1 protein-coding gene and 1 pseudogene are annotated in these 1637 nt (G+C 69.5%); both read left to right on the plus strand.

Annotation, left to right across the window (positions count from 1 at the left end; all coding sequences use genetic code 11):
• Positions 1-191, plus strand: a pseudogene (locus AB0O00_RS38360) (hypothetical protein); the annotation flags it as partial.
• A 269-nt stretch (positions 192-460) separates the two neighbouring features.
• The coding region (locus tag AB0O00_RS38365) for an IS200/IS605 family accessory protein TnpB-related protein (protein WP_363659313.1) at positions 461-1637 on the plus strand (1177 nt) is incomplete at its 3' end.

Raw genomic sequence — 1637 nt, forward strand, 5'->3', positions numbered from 1 at the left:
ACAAGACCACCGGCGCCTTCCTCGGCGTGCGCGAGGTCCTCCTCTCCGACCTCCCGCCCGCCGGCCCAGATGGCCTCCCGCCCGCCGGCACCCCGTCCCCGGGCGCCGGTAACGGCAAGGGCTACGACTACGCCTCGGCCATCCTCACCTCGACCATCGTCGACAAGCCGGAGGCCGAGCCCGCCAGTTGACCTCCCGACTTCAGGTGGTACGAGACGTCGAAGCCTCGCACCACCTGAACAGCCGGCGGAGCTCTGAGGCAGTCACGGGGGTTGGTAACTGCTGGCTGTCGGGTGTTCATGAGTGCCCATGAGGCGATTTGGGTGTGTTGTCGGTGGTGATGGTTATGCTGCGGTGACGCGTTGGTCGAGGGCTTGTTCGCCTGGTTGGGAGCGGGCTCCGACCTGCGATGTGGTGATGAACTTGGTTCGGCTGTCCAGGGGTTGGGGGTGTTGGGGGGTTGGCCGGTCTGCGGTCGGTTGACGCGCCGTTCGTTGTTCTCGGTCCGTCGGGTGTGTCGGTTCGGGACCGGCTCAAGGGCCTCACGTCCGAGGACGAGCGGGTGTTGTTGCTCGTTGGCGCTCATCTGGGTTCGCTGGCGTCCCGGGATCTCAGGGCCCGGTGTGGCGATGGACTGGACCATTGCGCGGCCAGGTGGGCGGCTCGTAAGCGGGACTTGACCGGCGAGTGTTCGTCCCGCTGGGCGGGGTCGATCACGAAGGCGACGCATGACCAGTGGGCGCTGGCCCGGCGTGGGCAGGCCGCGCACCTGGATTCCCTGGATGCCGGGATCAGGACGATCGCGTACCGGCTGTCGCTGCCGCTCGGGGAGAAGGGCACCCGGCGCATGCCGGGCGGATACCGCTCGGCACACGAGTGGTTTCACAAGTCCCGCCGGTTGGCGATCCTCGAAGAACGCCGTGCGGTGGTGGCGGCGGACCGTGCGGCCGGTCGCGTGCACGTGGTGCGCGGTGGCCGCAAGCTGCTCAACACCCGGCACAACCTTGCCGCTGCCGGTCTGAGCGAGGCCGACTGGCGTGGGCGGTGGGAGTCGTCGCGCTGGTTCCTGTCCGCGGACGGGGAGTCCGGCAAACGCTTCGGCAACGAGACCATCCGTGTCACCCCGCAGGGCGAGGTGTCGATCAAGCTGCCCACGCCGCTCGCGGACCTGGCGAACGCGCGCAACGGCCGGTACGTCCTGGCCGCGAGGGTGGCGTTCGCGCACCGGGGCGCCGAGTGGGCCGACCGTATCGAGGCCAACCGGGCGGTGGCGTACCGCATCCACCTGGACGTGGACCGTGGACGCTGGTACCTGGACGCCTCCTGGACCCGCCCCGTTGTGAAGACCATGCCGCTGCAGGCGGCACGGGCGGCCGGGATGGTCGGGGTGGACACCAACGCCGACCACTTCGCGTGCTGGCGTCTCGACGTCCACGGCAACCCGGTCGGCGAGCCCCACCGGTTCTTCTACGACCTGACGGGTACCACCGCCCACCGCGACGCGCAGATCCGCCACGCCATCAGCCGGCTGCTGCACTGGGCCAAGCGCTGCGGCGTGAGAGCGATCGGCCTGGAGAACCTGGACTTCACCGCCGAGACCACCCGCGAGAAACACGGCCACAGGAAACGCTTCCGCC

Origin of the sequence: Kitasatospora sp. NPDC093558 (assembly GCF_040683475.1) — a bacterium.
Classification (GTDB): domain Bacteria; phylum Actinomycetota; class Actinomycetes; order Streptomycetales; family Streptomycetaceae; genus Kitasatospora.